The sequence below is a fragment of the Thalassobaculum sp. genome, assembly GCF_040219215.1.
In the GTDB taxonomy this organism is placed as follows: Bacteria; Pseudomonadota; Alphaproteobacteria; order Thalassobaculales; family Thalassobaculaceae; genus Thalassobaculum_A.
Genome location: NZ_JAVJSX010000025.1, coordinates 36,213 through 52,625, shown reverse-complemented (window position 1 = coordinate 52,625; position 16,413 = coordinate 36,213). Strand labels below are relative to the sequence as shown.

The window sequence follows — 16,413 nt, the reverse complement described above, 5'->3', positions numbered from 1 at the left end:
GTGTCGGGATGCGTAGAGATCGCTGCAACCCAGGGAGCGACGACCTTATGCGCATTGCCGTCATCGGATCCGGCGTGGCTGGCCTCAGTGCTGCATGGCTGATGCGCACGGTCCACGATGTAACGGTCTTCGAGCAGGACGCTCGACTGGGCGGCCACGCCAATACGGTCGCGCTCGACTATGACGGTGTCCCGGTTTCAGTCGACACCGGCTTCATCGTCTACAACGAGCGGAACTATCCCAACCTCGTGCATCTGTTTGAGCATCTCGGTGTCGCTACCGAAGCGAGCCAGATGACCTTCAGCGTCTCGGCCGATGACGGTCGCCTTGAGTACGAAGGTTCGCTTCGCGGCATGCTGGCCCAGCCCGGCAATCTGATGGACCGACGATACTGGCGCATGATGGCGGACATCATGCGGTTCTTCTCGGGTGCGGCGCGCTTGTTGAAGCAGCCGGGCGAGGGACCAACGCTTGGGGAGTGGTTGACCCGGGAACGGTATGGCGACGGCTTTATTCATGACCATCTGCTGCCGATGGGAGCGGCGATCTGGTCGTGCCCGGTGCAGACCATGCTGGCGTTTCCGGCGAAGTCGTTCATCCGATTCTTTGACAACCACCAGCTTCTCAATCTGGTCGACCGTCCGCAGTGGCGCACCGTCAGCGGTGGTTCCCGGCGGTACGTGGAACGATTGGCCTCGGCACTGTCCGGTCGGATTCGACTGACGGCGCCGGTGCGTCGGGTAACGCCGGGGCCGTCCGGGGTGACGGTCGAGACCGCCGACGGAAGCGCCGAGGTTTTCGATCAGGTTGTGTTCGGCACGCATGGCGATCAGGCGCTGCGGCTGATTGCCGATCCGACGGACGGTGAAAGCCGAATCCTGGGCGCGTTTCGCTATCAGGCGAACACCGCCGTATTGCATCGCGATCCGTCGTTGATGCCGCGCCGACGGGCAGCCTGGGCTGCGTGGAACTATCAGGCCGACCGGTCCGAGCGCAGTGATCGCCGGGTGGCATTGACGTACTGGATGAACCGGCTGCAGAACCTGGATCCGGCCCGCCCTGTGTTCGTGAGCATGAACCCCCTGCGGGAACCAGACCCGGGGCTGGTGTTTGCGCGATTCTCCTATGAGCACCCGGTATTCGATGCGGCGGCGGTGTCGGCCCAGGATGGCCTGCCGTCGATCCAGGGCAGGCGTGGTCTGTGGTTCTGCGGCAGCTACTGCGGCTGGGGTTTTCACGAAGATGGTCTGAAAGCGGCTATTGCCGTCGGACGGTCGTTGGGCGCGGAGCCGCCCTGGCCGTGCGGAGTGCCATCTGCGGATCGACGGTACTGCGTGGCTGGACCGGCCGGCGTGCTCGCCGATGCAGCGGACTGAAGCCGTGGCGTCGCCCGCCTCGGCCCCGGAGCGCCGGTCAGCGCTGTACCCGGGCAGCGTCATGCACACTCGGGTGGGAGTCGTTCGCCACCGGTTCCGATACCGTGTGGCATCCGTTCTCCTGGACCTCGACGAACTGACGGCGATCAATCGGGACCTGTGGCTGTTCTCGGTCGAGCGCGCCAATCTGTTCAGCTTCCGCTTCCGGGACCACGGCCCGCGCGACAGCTCGGATCTCCGCTCCTGGATCGAGGGTGAATTTGCCCGCGCCGGACGGTCGATCGATGGTGGGCGGGTTCTTCTTCTCTGCTTCCCGCGGGTGCTCGGTTACGTATTCAACCCGATTACCATCTACTGGGGCTATCGGGCGGATGGCGCGTTGGCCGGTGTGCTCTATGAGGTCAAGAACACCTTCGGGGACCAGCACTGCTATCTCGTGCCTGTGGACGACGGGCACCGTCCAGGCACGCCGTTGATCCAGACGGTAGACAAGCGGTTCCACGTCTCGCCGTTCCTGCCGATCGAAGGGAGCTATCGCTTCCGGCTCGATGAACCCGGCGAACGTCTGCGGGTCCTGATCCGGTTGATTGGCCCGGACGGTAACGACCGGCTGATCGCCACCCAATCAGGTGAGCGTCGGCCGTTGACCGATTTGCGTCTGCTGGCCAGCCTGTTCACCCATTCCTGGATCACGGTCAAAGTGATGGCGGCGATTCACTGGGAGGCGGTTCGCCTCTGGTGGAAGGGCGCGCTGTTCCACAGGCGGCCGGAACCGCCGGCAGATGCCGTTTCGCTCGGACGCAGCGTGCGCCCGGAGCCGACAAACCCCGGAGCGCTGTAAAGCCGATGACCGTGACAACCAACGAGGACTACGCGCGGGAACGTCATACGGAATCCGATATCCGGTTGGCTGTCCCGCATGCCATGCCCGGGCTGAACCGGTGGACCCGCGCAGCGTTTCGCATGCTGGCCGGGATTGCGGTCGGCCGCCTGACGGTGGTGTTGCCCGACGGCCGGTCGGCGGCCTTCGACAGCGGTACTCCCGGTCCGGACGCCACCGTTCGCCTGCGGGATCTGGGGGCGATCAAGCGGTTTATCCTGGGTGGCGATCTGGCGTTTGCTGAGGCGTACATGGACGGTGCGGTCGAGAGCCCGGATCCGGTGGCGGTGGTTGAGCTGTTCGTGCACAACAAGAACGCGCTGAACCAAGGCAACCCCCAGGGTCTGATCCGGGTGATGGCGCGTCGGATCGTGCACTGGCTGAACGGGAACACCCGCCGCGGCAGTCGCCGCAACATTGCCTACCACTACGATCTCGGGAACGCCTTCTACGCGCGATGGCTGGATCCCTCGATGACCTACTCGGCCGCGCGGTTCGAGGGCAGCCAGCACAGTCTGGAGGCGGCCCAGATCGCGAAATACCGCCGGATGGCCGAGAAGCTGCAGTTGCGGTCCGGGCAGCGGGTGCTGGAGATCGGTTGCGGCTGGGGTGGCTTTGCGGTCTATGCCGCGCAGGAGTTTGGCGTACAGGTGCACGGAATCACCCTGTCGAGCGAGCAGCATGCCTACGCCGTCGAGCGGGCACGCGAGGCCGGCGTGGACGATCGGGTCAGCTTCGAGATTCGCGACTACCGGGATCTTGAAGGCCGCTTCGACGCCATCGCGTCGATCGAGATGTTCGAAGCCGTGGGTCAATCGTTCTGGACGCGGTTCTTTGCCCAGTTGCACGACCGATTGGTCGATGGCGGTCGCGCGGCGTTGCAGGTGATCACCATCAGCGAGGCTGGGTTCGATGAATACCGGGCCAGCCCAGACTTTATCCAGCGCTACATCTTTCCCGGCGGCATGTTGCCGACCCGCCGCCACCTCCGAGAGCTTGGTCAGGCGCGGGGCATGCGCGTCGATGCGGAGGAGGCGTTCGGACTCGACTATGCCCGGACCTTGGCGGAATGGCGGGTCCGGTTCCTGGAAAAATGGCCGGAGATCGAGCCGCTGGGTTTCGACGCGCGGTTCCGCCGGATGTGGGACTACTACCTCGCCTATTGCGAGGGCGGGTTCCGCGGCGGCCACATCGACGTCTGCCAGATCGCCTACGTACGTCCGTAGCGTTTGACCGCGGTCCAGCTTCTGGAGGATGCCTCGATGTCGAGCCGGAGGACCCCGCTCGCGGTTCTGATGGCGTACGGGATGCCTGGTCTGCCGGCGGCAGCGCTCGGTGTGCCGCTCTACATCTTCCTGCCGACATTCTACACCGCCGGACTCGGCCTGCCTCTGGCGGCGGTCGGCACGGCACTGCTGGTCGCGCGTCTTTGGGACGTAGTGACGGACCCGCTGGTCGGGGCGCTGTCGGACCGCACCCACAGCCGGTTCGGTCGTCGCCGGCCCTGGTTGATTGCATCCCTGCCGCTGCTGATGGTGTCGGTATGGATGCTGTTCCGGCCGATCGAGGGTGCCGGCGTCGGCTACCTGACACTGTGGAGCCTCGCGCTCTATCTCGGCTGGACCATGCTGTCGCTGCCGCATGGGGCGTGGGGGGCCGAACTGTCGGACAACTACCACGAACGCTCCCGGATCACCGCCGCGCGCGAGATCGCGGTCGTGATGGGAACCCTGGTCGCTGCCGGGCTGCCGGCGGCGCTGCAGATCGACGGCGACAGCAGGCCAGGCGCGGTCCTGGCCGTCCTGGCGCCGATGCTTGTCGTCGGCCTGCCGGTGGCAGTTCTGATCGCGATCACTGTCGTACCGGACCGTCCAGTGCTGCGGGTGCAGCCGGTGCCGTGGCGACGGGCCGGTGCGTTGCTGGCGGCCAACCGGCCGTTCCGTCGGCTGATCGTGGCCTATCTAGTCAACGGCACGGCAAACGGCCTGCCGGCCACCCTGTTCCTGATGTTCGTCGCCCACGTGCTGGCGGAGCCGGAGATGCAGGGCCCGCTGCTGTTCGCGTACTTCTTCTGCGGCATTGTCGGGGTGCCGGGCTGGCTCGCCCTGGCCCGTCGGATCGGCAAGCACCGGACCTGGTGCTTTGCCATGGCAGTCAACTGCGCCGTGTTCGTCTGGGCGCCGTTGCTGGGCGCCGGCGACGTATGGCCGTTCCTGGTGATCTGCGTTCTGTCCGGGTTGTGCCTGGGGGCGGATCTGGTGCTGCCGAGCGCCATCCAGGCCGACGTGATCGATGTCGACACCGCAGCCGGCGGCGGGCGGCGCACAGGGGTGTATTTCGCGTTCTGGGGGATGGCGACCAAGCTGGCGCTTGCGCTGGCGGTCGGGGTCGCGTTCCCGCTTCTGGAACTGGCCGGGTTCACGGCCGACGGCCTGAACGAGCCCTCGGCCTTGCTGACGCTGGCGCTGCTCTACAGCGCCGTGCCGGTGGTCTTCAAGGTGTTCGCGATCGCCCTGATGTGGCGATTCCCGCTCGATGAGGCGGCGCAGAGCGATCTGAAGCGGCGCATCCAGCGTATTGAGGGGGAAACGGTAACCGAGAGCTGATCCATGCCCCACTGTCTTGCGTATGTCCTGGTATTGTTGCCGCTGCTGGGGGCGTGCCAGTCCATGAAGATCGAGGATTTCAAGGAGACCACGCCACGCCTGATCCTGGAGGACTACTTCGCCGGCCGCACCGTGGGGTGGGGCATCTTCGAAGACCGTTTCGGCAACCTGCGACGCGAGTTCAAGGTCGACATCGCCGGCACCTGGGACGGTAAGACCCTGACCATGGTGGAGGACTTCGTCTACTCCGATGGCGAAACCGACCAGCGTATTTGGCGGGTCGAGAAGGTGGACGATCACCGCTATCGTGGTCGGGCCGATGACGTCATAGGCGTCGCCGAAGGAACCGTAGAAGGCAAGGCGCTCACCTGGACCTACGAAGTGATGCTGGACATCGGCGGAACCGAGCGCAAGGTCCGGTTCACCGACTGGTTGTTCCTGCAGGACGACGAGGTGCTGATCAACCGCGCGTCGGTGACCAAGTTCGGCATCGAACTGGGTACCCTTACCCTGTTCTTCCGAAAGCCGACTTCAGACGCGCGCGGCAAACAGGCGGCGTAGCCAACCGATCAACACACCGGCGATCGGCAGGCGCGCATAGAGCTGGCCGGCTGCATCCCAATGGTCGACGTGCTCGCGAATCCGGCCGGTGGCGGCGTCGAACCGGATCTCGCTCATCCCATCGATGAGAACGGAACGACCGCGCGCGACGGCCGTGAACCGCCAACGGACGTAGCCGGCCCGGGGTGACAACACCCGGTCGATCACGGCAAAGCGCGGCTCCGACACGGCCGCGTACATATGCTGGTACAGCGCGATGAAGCGTTCGATCCCCGCAATGTCGTTGAACGGATCGACGAACCGTACGTCGTCCGTGCACAGCGCTCTGAATTCCTCGAGACGGTCCGGTGTCAGGGTTTCGAACAGCCGGCAGTATGCCTCGAACATGGTGCCGCGCGGGTCGCTCACATCCCGGTCCCCTTGTGCATCAGCCAGAAGTACAGCCGGTCCGGCAGGATGCCCAGGAACTTCAGGATCAACGCGAAGCGCCGCGGAAAGGTGATCTCGAAACTGGCTCCTTGGAGACCGCGGTACAGACGCTCCGCCGCGTCCTCGACCTCCATCAGGAACGGCATCGGGAACGGGTTGCGGTCGGTCAGCGGCGTGCGCACGAACCCGGGGCACACCACCTGCGTGGTGATTCCATGGTGATCCAGGTCGAACTTCAGCGCTTCGGCAAAGTTGATCAGCGCCGCCTTGGTGGCGCCATACCCGGCCGCACTCGGCAGGCCGCGGTAGCCGGCAACGCTGGCCACGATCGCGAGGCGTCCGCCGCCGCGATCGATCAGCGCCGGCAGAACCGCGTCGACACAGTGCACGACGCCCATCAGGTTGATGTCGACGAGGGAGCGGATACCGGAGACGTCAAACGCCTTGGCGACGGTCGGAATGTGCAGGCCGGCCGCCAGTACGACGGTGTCGATGGCGCCCAGGTCGTGTTCGATGGCCTTTGCCGTTGTCCGGCAGGCGGCGTGGTCGGTGACATCCAGCGGGTAGGGGCGGATCGATCCGGCTGTCGGCTCGGCCGCAAGCGCGTTCAAGGCGTCGACGCTTCGGGCACTGGCGGCCACGGTCCAGCCATCGGCCGCCATCCGTCGGGCCAATGCCTGGCCGATCCCACTGCTGGCGCCGGTGATCCAGACGATCCGCTGGGACATGGACTGTTATCCGATCTTGAGCGGGGCACGGCCGTCCCGCAGTGGTGTGGCGAACAGGGCGGCGTCGGCCGGATCAGGGGCCACACGGGTGTATTCGATGAAGCCGCCGCCGATGGTGAAGGTCATCTTCTGCCAGACCCGGTCGGCGTCGTACCAGAAGTCCAGGTCGATATCGCCGCGCATGGCATAGCGGGTGCACGGCGTCGGCCGCCCCAGCGCTTCGATGGTCTCGGAGCCCGCCTTGGTGATGGTGAAATCGAGGATCCGACCAAGCTGACTGTCCAGCATCCGGCTCTGCTCGACGAACCGCGGATGCCAATAGCTGGACGGCAGGATGTCCGCCGGTGCGACGATCCGACCTTGCGTGCCGTCCACCAGAAGTCCGTTCGAGCTTGCGCGGGCGGTTACCTGCTGCGCTTCGCCGTCGTCGTTGGTGACGGTGTCGAGTGCGAACAGGCGGCCATCCCGCCACCGCTCGCGCGAGCGGTGCTCGTAGCGGTACACGGTGATGAACGCGATATCGACCTTGAAGTCGATGTACACCTGGGTGATGTCATCGGTGCCGTCGCTGCCGAACCGCTCCATCACCACGCCGAGCGGCGAGCCTTCGCGGGTCACGGCGAACTTCAGGATCTCGGGATAGGCGCGGGCGAGTCCGGCTCGGGCAGCGGTAGCACGGTGCGGGTCGATTGCCACCGGCAAGCCGCTCAATGCAAATAGGCCGGCGCTGGTGATGCCTTCAAAGAACCGGCGTCGATCGATCTGCTGCATCGTGCTTCTGCCTCTATCCCGGAATGCCCTGGCCGTTCTGGCTGCGCCGCTCACTGCCTCCATGGATACGGGCCCGGTTGCTGGGCGGATCACTCCCGTCGTTTCAGCGCATCGGCCATCTTCTCGGCAATCATCACGGTCGTCAGGTGGGTGTTGGCGCGGACCACCTCCGGCATCACCGAGGCGTCGATCACCCGAAGGCCGGTGCAGCCGATGACCCGGCAGGCCGGATCGACGACCGAGCGCGGGTCGTCCTCCGGACCCATCCGGCAGGTACCGCTGGCGTGCTGGGCATCGGAGCATTCCGACATCATCCAGTCGTCGAGATCGACGCCGGTCAGTTCATCCTCGATCGAGCGTCCGCTGATCCCGTATTCGACGCGGGTGGCGATGCTGTGGACCCCATGCTGCCGACCGACGGCACACAGCCGCCGCACGCCGTCGCGCATCCGCACCAGGTCGCGCTCGTCCGACAGCATCCGTTCCTCGACGACCGGATCCAAATGTGGATCCGACGATGCGATGCGCACGGTTCCCTGGCTGAACGCCTGGTAGACCGAGACGGCAATGCGGCCGCGTGCTAGGTCGCCGTCGGCTTCGGAGCGCAGGTTGCCGGCGATCATGATCATGTCGTTCTCACCGGCATCGGCGAGGCCTGAGGAGTAGCGCAGGCAGCAGTTGGTGTGGCGGTGCATGCGCGTGCCGACCTGCGCTTCCGGCTTCAGGTGCAACAAGACACCGAGGATCGGGTGGTCCAGAAGATTGGCGCCGACCGGTCGGTCGACCACCACCGGAATGCCGAGACTGCGCAGATGGGATGCCGGGCCGATGCCGGAGCGATGCAGGATCGCCGGTGAATGGATCGCCCCTGCCGACAGGATGACTTCGCGGGTCGCCCGCACCGACCGGCGCTCGCCGTCGATCCAGACCGAGACCCCACTGATGTGCGGACGGTTGCCCTCAAGCGCGAGGGTGTCGACCAGGGCGTTGCCGACGATCGTAAGGTTGCCGCGGCCCCGTGCCGGCTCCAGGTAGCCGTCGTTGGTCGAGACCCGGTAGCCGTCGCGGCTGTTGATCGCATAGGGCGAGGCACCGGTGCTGTCCGGAGCGTTGTGGTCCTCGGACCATGGATAGCCGAGGCTTTCGGCCGATGCCTTGAGCGCGCGATCGACGTACCCCCAGTCCCCGACCGGCGCGCGGTATACCGGGATCGGACCGCCCTGTCCGTGATAGGGCGCCTGGCCAAAGTCGACGTCGTCCTCCAGTTTGCGGAAATAGGGCAGCACGTCATCCCAGCCCCACCCGATGCAGCCGAGACCGACCCAGCGTTCGAAGTCGTCCGGGATGCCGCGGATCGCGATCTGACCGTTGATGGTCGAACTGCCGCCGATCGCTCGGCCGCGCCACAGTAGTTTGGGCTCCTGCCGCTCGGTGCGCCGGGCCAGCAGTTTCGGCCATCGGTAGTCGTCGTCGCCGATCGCACGCAGCGGGTTCGGGATGCGGATGTGCTCGGGCGTGTCGGCCGTACGGAAGTCGCGTCCAGCCTCCAGAAGCAGGACTCGCGTAGCCGGGTCCTCGCTCAGTCGCGCCGCCAGAACCGCGCCCGCGGAACCGCCGCCGATGATGACGTAGTCGTAGTCCTGCTGCATGAGGTCGAGCCTTGGAAGTCGATCATACCGGCTGCAACAGGACGACAGCCGGCGAGGGCTGGCAAGCTCGATCGTCATCCCCAATGGGTCAGTTGGCCACTTCATGGAACTCGCCCCCGACCGCTTGCTCTTCCCTCGAAACCCGGATACCGGTCGACGATCCGCTGCGGTCTGGAGGTTCGTTGTGTCTAACCCAGGTGAGCGGTCGGCCAACGCCGCATTGCACCGGAATGTTCCGATCGAACCCCAGGCGACCGCTTTGCTGCTGGTCGATGTGCAGAACCTGGAGATCGCCGAGCCGGAACGGCGCGCGCACCCGGCATTTGTGGCCGATCTGGAGGCGCGGGTGGTGCCGAACATCGCGCGCCTGGTCGCCGCGTGTCGCGGCGCGGGCATAGAAGTGGTCTACACGGTGATCGAGAGCCTTACCTGCGACGGCCGCGACCGCAGCCTGGACCACAAGCTGTCGGGCATTTTCGTGGCGAAAGGGGCGTGGGAGGGCCAGGTGATCGACGCGGTAGCACCGGCCGCCGACGACATCGTCCTGCCGAAGACCTCGTCCGGCGTCTTCAACTCGACCAACATCGACTACCTGTTGCGGAACATGGGCGTCCGGCACCTGATCGTCGTCGGGTTGCTGACTGACCAGTGTGTCGACATGGCGATCCGTGACGCTGCCGATCGCGGCTACTACACGGTATGCGTCGCCGATTGCTGCAGCACCCACACCCGCGATCGCCACGACGCGGCCTTGCGGGCGTTCGGCGGATACTGCCGGACGGTCAATCTCGAGGCGATGCTGGCGGAGATCGCCTCGACAGCCCGTTGACCCCTCAGCCCGTTGCCCCCTCAGGCCGGTGCCGGTGCGTCCAGTCGCAGCAGGCCCTCGGCCTTGAGGTCGCTCCACAGTGCGGCCGGGATCGGGACGTCGAAGGCAGCGACGTTGCGGGCCACCTCGTCGGGGGTGACACCGCCCAGCACCACGGATGCGACGGCTGCGTGGCCTAGTGGAAACCGGGCGGAAGCGACCGCCAGTGGGATGCCATGGGCCCTGCACACCGCCTCGATGCGTCGCGCTCGCTCACGCACCTCCGGCAACGCCGGAACGTAGTTGTACATCGCGCCGTCAACCGGGCCGGTTGCCAGGATCCCGGTGTTGAAGACGCCGCCCATCAGCACCGCGATGCCCTTGTCAGCGGCGAGCGGCAGGAAATCGTCAAGCGCGCCTTGTTCCAGGAGCGTGTAGCGTCCGGCCAGCAGCATGGCGTCGAACTCGCCGGCGCGGGCGAACCGTGCGCACATCGCCGCCTCGTTGACGCCGATGCCGATCGCCCGCAGCACGCCGTCGGCGCGCAGCCGGTCGAGTGCCCGGTAGGCGCCGTTCATCGCTTCGGCAAAGCGTTCATCGACGGCTTCGGCGCCGTGGGTCCATCCGTCGACGTCGTGGATGAGCGCGATCTCGATCCGGTCGGTGCCGAGCCTCAGCATTGAGTGTTCGAGCGAGCGCAGCACCCCATCGTACGAATAGTCGTACTCCGACCGGAACGGCAAACCGCCGACGAAGCGCTTGCTGACCACGGGACCGCGGGCCGGGGACATCAGTCGCCCGACCTTGGTGGACAGCACGACCTTGTCGCGGTCGAGACGGCGCAGGGCGGTGGCGATGCGGGCCTCGGCCAGCCCATTTCCATAGTGAGGCGCCGTGTCGATCAGACTGATGCCGGCGCCGACCGCCGCCATGACGGTCGCCACGGCCGTCTCATCGTCGAGCCGTTGGTAAAGATCACCCAATGGTGCGCTGCCGAAGCCCAATCTGGAAATACGCAGGCCGGAGCGGGGGTGGGAGACTGTCGTGAAGGGCATGGTGTGCTGGTTCCCTGGCGGCGATCGCCGGTGCCGAGAGAGGGCGACGCTCGTTCGAATGGTACGGCCCGAGTCGGCGTTCCGTCGCCTCGAGCCGACGGGCAGGGTACGCCGATGTGGGGCTTGGAACCACCGGGCGTGACAGGTCGTTTCAGGTTTGCGGCCTGTCGGGAGTCGGACCAGCAATGTGACCGCCAACCCGCTGATTTTATGGAGGGACGCCAGAACGCAATTCCGTGAGCGGCTACTGACAAGACGGTGGATCGGCACTATCTGTAACAGGAATTGTCCCGGTCTCGGACGGCTCGCCTCTCGCGACACGATGGCGAATCTGTCATACTCGGGTCACGGAAATACCTTGTTCCAGTGCTAGCAGTGCTTAAGTAATTTTTAAGAACTAAGTTCCAAAATCTAAGAAACTAAACAGCGCCTGAGTTGTTATTGTAGTAGATAAAAGCACGACAAGTGTACTGGTCGTGAAGTGATGAGGTTCGCTTCACGCGCAACGGGGGGAACACCGACGTAAAGGGCGGGTTCCGAATGCCTGGACCAGAGACTGACAGCGACAGCGTGAACGGCCAAGGCACTGCGCCAGCCGGCGTCGCATCGATGACCATAAAGCAAATGCCGGCGTCTCGCCGATCGGACGCCAGAGCGGTTGCGCGGCGCCGGTACGGTTCAGTTCAGCTTCCTTGCCATGTCGCGGCCAACGGCCGCGTATCTGCCACCGTGGAGTGAGGCATGAGCGTCATGAAGGACGTGTTTTCCGAGTACACCGAGACCTATCAGACCCGCAAAGAGTCCGAGATGAGTCTGATGGAGTATCTGGACCTCTGCGGCAGTGACCCGATGGCGTTTGCATCCGCGGCGGAACGGATGGTCGCGGCGATCGGGGACCCGGAAGTCATCGACACGTCGAGGGACGCGCGGCTCGGGCGGATCTTCATGAACCGGACGATCAAGGTTTACCCGGCCTTCCATGACTTCTTCGGGATGGAAGACACCATCGAGCGATTGGTCGGCTACTTCCGGTATGCCGCACAGGGCCTGGAGGAGCGCAAACAGGTCCTCTACCTGCTCGGGCCGGTCGGTGGCGGCAAGTCGTCGTTGGCCGAACGCCTCAAGACCCTCATGGAGCAGCATCCGATCTATGTCTTGAAGGCCGGCGATCAGATCAGCCCGGTTTTTGAGAGCCCTCTCGGTCTGTTCGACCCACAGCGCATGGGCCAGAAACTGCAAGACCGGTTCGGTATTCCGCTTCGCAAGCTGAGCGGGCTGATATCGCCGTGGGCGGTCAAGCGGCTCGACGAGTTCGACGGCGACCTGACCAAGTTCACGGTGGCGAAGGTCTACCCGTCGAAGCTGCGGCAGATCGGCGTGGCCAAGACCGAGCCGGGGGACGACAACAATCAGGACATTTCGACCCTGGTCGGCAAGGTCGACATCCGCAAGCTGGAGTACTTCAGCCAGAACGACCCGGACGCCTACAGCTATTCGGGCGGCCTGAACCGGACGACCCAGGGCATGCTTGAGTTCGTCGAGATGTTCAAGGCGCCGATCAAGGTGCTGCATCCGCTGCTGACGGCGACCCAGGAAAGCAACTACGTCGGCACCGAGAACATCGGTGCGATGCCGTTCCAGGGCATCATCCTGGCCCATTCGAACGAGTCCGAGTGGCAGAGCTTCCGCAACAACCGCAACAACGAGGCGTTCCTCGATCGGGTATCGGTAATCAAGGTCCCGTATTGCCTGCGGGTTCAGGAAGAAGAGAAGATCTACGAGAAGCTGATCAACACCAGCGAGCTTGCGAACGCCGCCTGCGCGCCGGGCACCTTGGAGATGCTGGCGCGTTTCAGCGTGATGACGCGGCTGCGGGAACACGAGAACTCCGACCTGTACGCCAAGATGCGGGTCTACGACGGGGAAAGCCTGAAGGAGACCGACCCCAAGGCGAAATCGATCCTGGAGTACCGCGACGCCGCCGGTGTCGACGAGGGCATGGAGGGTTTGTCCACGCGGTTCGCCTTCAAGGTGCTGTCGAAGACCTTCAACTACGACCCGAAGGAGGTCGGCGCCGATCCGGTGCACCTGATGTACATGCTGGAACAGGCGGTCCGGCACGAACAGTTTCCGGAGGAAGCCGAGCGTCGCTACATCGAGATGATCAAGAGCGAACTTGGTCAGCGCTACGCCGAGTATATCGGTAACGAGATCCAGAAGGCCTATCTGGAATCGTACAACGACTACGGCCAGAACCTGTTCGACCGATACCTCGACTACGCCGATGCCTGGGTCGAGGACCACGACTTCAAGGACCCCGACACCGGCCAACTGATGGACCGCGAGTTGCTGAACCAGGAACTCAGCAAGATCGAGAAGCCGGCCGGCATCGCCAACCCCAAGGACTTCCGCAACGAGGTCGTCAAGTTCGCGTTGCGGGCTCGCGCCCAGAACGCCGGAAAGAACCCGTCCTGGACCTCCTACGAGAAGATCCGCGAGGTGATTGAGCGGCGGATGTTCAGCCAGGTCGAGGATCTGCTGCCGGTCATCAGCTTCGGCACCAAGAAGGAGTCGGAGACTGAGCGCAAGCACGCCGAGTTTGTCGAGCGGATGATCGCGCGCGGCTACACCGAGCGTCAGGTTCGGCGGCTGGTGGAGTGGTACATGCGCGTCAAGCAGGCCGGCTAGGCCGGGGAGGGGCAGTCCGAGCGATGCAGATCATCGACCGGCGCCGGAACTCCCAAGGCAAAAGCCTGGCGAACCGGCAGCGCTTCCTGAGACGGGCAAAACGCCAGGTAACGGAGGCAGTGCGACAGGCATCGGCCGAACGGCGGATCCGCGACGTCGCGGACGGCGAGCAGATCGTCATTCCGACCGATGGACTGAACGAACCGCGGTTCCGGCATGACCCCGACAGCGGCCGCCAGGATGGCGTGGTGCCGGGGAACAAGCAGTTCCAGGAGGGTGACCGCATCCCGCGGCCGTCGAAAGGCGGCGGTCAGGGCGCGGGTCGGGAAGGCAGTCCCGACGGTGAAGGCACGGACGCCTTCGGCTTCGTGCTGTCGCGCGAGGAGTTTCTCGACATCTTCCTGGAGGATCTGGAGCTTCCGGACCTGATGAAGAAGAGCGTCGGTCGCTCCGAGCAGACGACCTCGGAGCGGGCCGGATTCGCGGTGACCGGCGCGCCGACCAACATCAACCTGGTGCGCACCATGCGCAACAGCCTGTCGCGCCGCATCGCCCTGCGCCGGCCCAGCAACGATGAAGTTGCAGCGCTCCGCCAGGAACTCGCCGAGCTTGAGGTGTCTCGTCCTGACAGCGAGGATCTCGACGAACTGCGGGCTCGGCTGGTGCGGTTGGAGAGGCGGACCCGGGAAATACCCTACCTCGACCCCATGGACATCCGCTTCAACCGCTATGAGGCGGTTCCCAAGCCGATCACCCAGGCGGTCATGTTCTGCCTGATGGACGTGTCGGGTTCGATGTCGGAGGCGATGAAGGATCTGGCGAAGCGGTTCTTCATGCTGCTGTACCTGTTCGTCCAACGTCGATACCGGCATGTCGAGATCGTGTTCATCCGGCACACCCACCGCGCCGAGGAAGTGGACGAGGACACGTTCTTCCACAGCCGGGAGACCGGCGGCACGGTGGTGTCGACCGCCTTGATCGAGATGCGGCGGGTGATCGCCGAGCGCTATCCGGTGGCGGAGTGGAACATCTATGCGGCCCAGGCGTCCGATGGCGACAACCTGACGGCCGACGGGGCAGAGGTTGCCGCGGTACTGGCGCGCGACATCCTGCCGATCACCCAGTATTTCGCCTATGTCGAGGTTTCCGGCGGGGTCGGCGAACTGCTTCGGACCGACTCCAATCTGTGGCGGACCTACATCCCGTTCACGGAATCGCACCGGAATTTCGCATCGCGCCGGGTCGGCGACCGCAGCGACATCTATCCCGTGTTCCGAGACCTGTTCACCCCGGAGAAACAGAGTGCCTAAGGTCGCAAAGCCGATAGCGGGCACCCCGCTGTTCATGGAGGCCGACTGGTCCTATGACGCGGTGCGCCGGGCCTACGACGCGATCGAGGAGATCGCCCTGGGCGAACTCGGGCTGGATGTCTACCCGAACCAGATCGAGGTGATCACGGCCGAGCAGATGCTGGACGCCTACGCGTCGATCGGCATGCCGCTGATGTACAATCACTGGTCCTTCGGAAAGCAGTTCGCCTACAACGAACTGCTGTACCGCAAGGGCGCGCGCGGCCTCGCCTACGAGATCGTCATCAACTCAAATCCCTGCATCAGCTACATCATGGAGGACAACTCCATGGCGATGCAGACGCTGGTCATCGCGCACGCCGCCTTCGGGCACAATCACTTTTTCAAGAACAACAATCTGTTCCGGCAGTGGACCGACGCCGACGCCATCCTCGACTACATGCAGTTCGCCAAGTCGTACATCGCCAAGTGCGAGGAACGCCATGGGACGCGTGCGGTCGAGCGATTGCTGGATGCCGCTCACGCGCTGATGGATCACGGAGTGAATCGCTATCAGCGTAAGCGCCGGGTCAGTCCGAAATCGGCCAAGAAGCGGGCCAGCGACCGGCTGCGTCACGAGGAGGAGACCTACGACGACGTCTGGCAGCGCACCATGCCGGGCGACCCCCGCCAGGCGCCGGACGCCGAGGTCGATCCGGAGAATCCGCCGTTGCATGACGCGCTGCCGCTGCCGGAAGAGAACATCCTGTATTTTCTGGAGAAAATGGCACCGAAGCTGGCGCCGTGGCAACGCGAGGTGCTGCGGATCGTGCGCCAGATGGCGCAGTACTTCTACCCGCAGAAGCAGACCAAGGTGATGAACGAAGGGTGTGCTACCTACGTTCACTACCGGATCATGCACCGGCTGCATGAGAAGGGCCTTCTGTCCGACGGCGGGCTGATGGAGTTCCTGCACTCGCACACGTCGGTGATCTTCCAGCCCGATTTCGACGACAAGCGCTATTCCGGCATCAACCCGTATGCCCTGGGTTTCGCGATGATGACCGATATCCAGCGGATCTGCGAACGACCGACCGAGGAGGATTGCGAGTGGTTTCCAGAGATCGCGGGAAACGACGACGCGATGGGAACACTCAGGGCTGCATGGGCAAACTACCGCGACGAGAGCTTCGTGCTGCAATTCCTCAGTCCGAACGTCATACGCCAGATGAGGTTGTTCAAGTTGTCAGGCGGGCAGGATGATCCGGACTATCTGGTCGACGCGATCCACAACGAGCGCGGCTATCACAAGATCCGCAAGACGGTAGCCCGTCGCTACGATGTCGCGCTGCAGGACCCGAACATCCAGGTGGTCGAGGCCGATCTGGAGGGCGATCGGACGCTGACGCTGCGGCACGAGGTGGTCGACGGGAACCTGCTGGAGAAGAACGACGCGGGCGCCGTCCTGCAGCATGTGGCTGATCTGTGGGGCTATCCCGTGTCGCTGGTCGAGTTCGATGGGGCCAGCGACCGCGTCCTGTGCGAGCACGGTCCGGCCGAGCCGCGCGGATGA

General features: G+C 64.7%; 14 protein-coding genes. 9 read left to right on the top strand and 5 right to left on the bottom strand.

Annotated features, from left to right (window positions below):
* Positions 1-47 precede the first annotated feature (47 nt).
* The 5 genes from RIC54_RS18110 to RIC54_RS18090 are packed head-to-tail and all read left to right on the top strand — an operon-like array spanning position 48 to position 5,423.
* A complete protein-coding gene (locus tag RIC54_RS18110) occupies positions 48-1,376 on the top strand; it encodes an NAD(P)/FAD-dependent oxidoreductase (protein ID WP_350096194.1) in 1,329 nt (442 codons plus the stop codon).
* A complete protein-coding gene (locus RIC54_RS18105; protein ID WP_350096192.1) occupies positions 1,363-2,217 on the top strand; it encodes a DUF1365 domain-containing protein in 855 nt (284 codons plus the stop codon). The genes RIC54_RS18110 and RIC54_RS18105 overlap by 14 nt, the downstream gene beginning before the upstream one ends.
* Before the next feature lie 5 nt (positions 2,218-2,222).
* Positions 2,223-3,482, top strand: a complete 1,260-nt coding sequence (locus RIC54_RS18100) for a class I SAM-dependent methyltransferase (RefSeq protein ID WP_350096190.1) — start codon at positions 2,223-2,225, stop codon at positions 3,480-3,482.
* 36 nt (positions 3,483-3,518) lie between these two features.
* A complete protein-coding gene (locus RIC54_RS18095) occupies positions 3,519-4,862 on the top strand; it encodes an MFS transporter (RefSeq protein ID WP_350096188.1) in 1,344 nt (447 codons plus the stop codon).
* Between the two features lie 3 nt (positions 4,863-4,865).
* Positions 4,866-5,423, top strand: coding sequence for a DUF3833 domain-containing protein (locus tag RIC54_RS18090; protein ID WP_350096186.1), 558 nt, complete (start codon positions 4,866-4,868; stop codon positions 5,421-5,423).
* Here the strand turns inward: RIC54_RS18090 and RIC54_RS18085 are convergent.
* From RIC54_RS18085 to RIC54_RS18070, 4 genes are all read right to left on the bottom strand, one after another.
* Positions 5,394-5,831, bottom strand: coding sequence for a nuclear transport factor 2 family protein (locus RIC54_RS18085; protein ID WP_350096184.1), 438 nt, complete (start codon positions 5,829-5,831; stop codon positions 5,394-5,396). The two genes, RIC54_RS18090 and RIC54_RS18085, sit on opposite strands and share 30 nt — an antisense overlap.
* Entirely contained in the window at positions 5,828-6,580 is a 753-nt protein-coding gene (locus RIC54_RS18080; protein ID WP_350096182.1) for an SDR family NAD(P)-dependent oxidoreductase, read from the bottom strand. The genes RIC54_RS18085 and RIC54_RS18080 overlap by 4 nt, the downstream gene beginning before the upstream one ends.
* Positions 6,581-6,586: 6 nt before the next feature.
* The gene (locus tag RIC54_RS18075) at positions 6,587-7,351 is read right to left on the bottom strand and encodes a DUF6134 family protein (protein ID WP_350096180.1); all 765 of its coding nucleotides are present in this window, start codon (positions 7,349-7,351) and stop codon (positions 6,587-6,589) included.
* An 89-nt stretch (positions 7,352-7,440) separates the two neighbouring features.
* A complete protein-coding gene (locus RIC54_RS18070) occupies positions 7,441-9,000 on the bottom strand; it encodes a GMC family oxidoreductase (protein ID WP_350151290.1) in 1,560 nt (519 codons plus the stop codon).
* 184 nt (positions 9,001-9,184) lie between these two features.
* Here RIC54_RS18070 and RIC54_RS18065 point away from each other — a divergent pair, with 184 nt between their 5' ends.
* Positions 9,185-9,829, top strand: a complete 645-nt coding sequence (locus RIC54_RS18065; RefSeq protein ID WP_350096176.1) for a cysteine hydrolase family protein — start codon at positions 9,185-9,187, stop codon at positions 9,827-9,829.
* A 20-nt stretch (positions 9,830-9,849) separates the two neighbouring features.
* Here the strand turns inward: RIC54_RS18065 and RIC54_RS18060 are convergent, their stop codons facing one another.
* On the bottom strand, positions 9,850-10,863 hold the full coding sequence (locus RIC54_RS18060) for an aldo/keto reductase (RefSeq protein WP_350096174.1): 1,014 nt from the start codon (positions 10,861-10,863) through the stop codon (positions 9,850-9,852).
* A gap of 741 nt (positions 10,864-11,604) precedes the next feature.
* Between RIC54_RS18060 and RIC54_RS18055 the strand changes: the two genes are divergently transcribed.
* Genes RIC54_RS18055 through RIC54_RS18045 form a run of 3 tightly spaced genes read left to right on the top strand, consistent with a single transcriptional unit; the run spans position 11,605 to position 16,413 of the window.
* The gene (locus tag RIC54_RS18055; RefSeq protein ID WP_350096172.1) at positions 11,605-13,551 is read left to right on the top strand and encodes a PrkA family serine protein kinase; all 1,947 of its coding nucleotides are present in this window, start codon (positions 11,605-11,607) and stop codon (positions 13,549-13,551) included.
* A gap of 23 nt (positions 13,552-13,574) precedes the next feature.
* Positions 13,575-14,861 carry a YeaH/YhbH family protein gene (locus tag RIC54_RS18050; RefSeq protein WP_350096170.1) on the top strand — a complete coding sequence of 429 codons (1,287 nt, stop codon included), beginning with the start codon at positions 13,575-13,577 and terminating at the stop codon, positions 14,859-14,861.
* Between the two features lie 34 nt (positions 14,862-14,895).
* On the top strand, positions 14,896-16,413 hold the full coding sequence (locus RIC54_RS18045) for a SpoVR family protein (RefSeq protein ID WP_350097331.1): 1,518 nt from the start codon (positions 14,896-14,898) through the stop codon (positions 16,411-16,413).

Excerpts from the sequence above, each read along its gene's own strand:
- RIC54_RS18110 (WP_350096194.1), top strand. The coding sequence starts at position 48 with ATGCGCATTGCCGTCATCGGATCCGGCGTGGCTGGCCTCAGTGCTGCA.
- RIC54_RS18105 (WP_350096192.1), top strand. The coding sequence starts at position 1,363 with ATGCAGCGGACTGAAGCCGTGGCGTCGCCCGCCTCGGCCCCGGAGCGC.
- RIC54_RS18100 (WP_350096190.1), top strand. The coding sequence starts at position 2,223 with ATGACCGTGACAACCAACGAGGACTACGCGCGGGAACGTCATACGGAA.
- RIC54_RS18095 (WP_350096188.1), top strand. The coding sequence starts at position 3,519 with ATGTCGAGCCGGAGGACCCCGCTCGCGGTTCTGATGGCGTACGGGATG.
- RIC54_RS18090 (WP_350096186.1), top strand. The coding sequence starts at position 4,866 with ATGCCCCACTGTCTTGCGTATGTCCTGGTATTGTTGCCGCTGCTGGGG.
- RIC54_RS18080 (WP_350096182.1), bottom strand. The coding sequence starts at position 6,580 with ATGTCCCAGCGGATCGTCTGGATCACCGGCGCCAGCAGTGGGATCGGC.
- RIC54_RS18075 (WP_350096180.1), bottom strand. The coding sequence starts at position 7,351 with ATGCAGCAGATCGATCGACGCCGGTTCTTTGAAGGCATCACCAGCGCC.
- RIC54_RS18070 (WP_350151290.1), bottom strand. The coding sequence starts at position 9,000 with ATGCAGCAGGACTACGACTACGTCATCATCGGCGGCGGTTCCGCGGGC.
- RIC54_RS18060 (WP_350096174.1), bottom strand. The coding sequence starts at position 10,863 with ATGCCCTTCACGACAGTCTCCCACCCCCGCTCCGGCCTGCGTATTTCC.
- RIC54_RS18055 (WP_350096172.1), top strand. The coding sequence starts at position 11,605 with ATGAGCGTCATGAAGGACGTGTTTTCCGAGTACACCGAGACCTATCAG.
- RIC54_RS18050 (WP_350096170.1), top strand. The coding sequence starts at position 13,575 with ATGCAGATCATCGACCGGCGCCGGAACTCCCAAGGCAAAAGCCTGGCG.
- RIC54_RS18045 (WP_350097331.1), top strand. The coding sequence starts at position 14,896 with ATGGAGGCCGACTGGTCCTATGACGCGGTGCGCCGGGCCTACGACGCG.